Source organism: Paenibacillus xylanexedens (assembly GCF_007676705.1).
In the GTDB taxonomy this organism is placed as follows: domain Bacteria; phylum Bacillota; class Bacilli; order Paenibacillales; family Paenibacillaceae; genus Paenibacillus; species Paenibacillus xylanexedens_C.
Map to the genome: position 1 here is coordinate 1 of NZ_VEBF01000589.1, position 242 is coordinate 242.

The following is a 242-nucleotide window of genomic DNA, read 5'->3' on the forward strand; positions in this document are numbered from 1 at the left end:
AATTAAGTGTTGATGCTGGTGAATATGCTACTGTAGTGTGAGTGGAAATTGGGGATGAGGGGAGGTATATTTTGAAGGAAAGGATTGGGGCAGTAGGTGGGTTTGGAGTGGGTAGGAATGGAAAAGGGATGGTGGTGGTGTCAGGTGGAATAGAGAGTGCCGTTGGAGGTTGGTCTTCGATGGGCGGTGGAGTGGAAGTGGAATGTGTCGATTTGTACAGTTACCCGTTGAGAAGGGAGGGT

The 242-nt window shown here is 49.2% G+C and carries 1 pseudogene; it reads left to right on the forward strand.

Annotation, left to right across the window (positions count from 1 at the left end):
* Window positions 1-107: 107 nt before the first annotated feature.
* Window positions 108-242, forward strand: a pseudogene (locus tag FS628_RS33375) (tRNA uracil 4-sulfurtransferase ThiI); the annotation flags it as partial.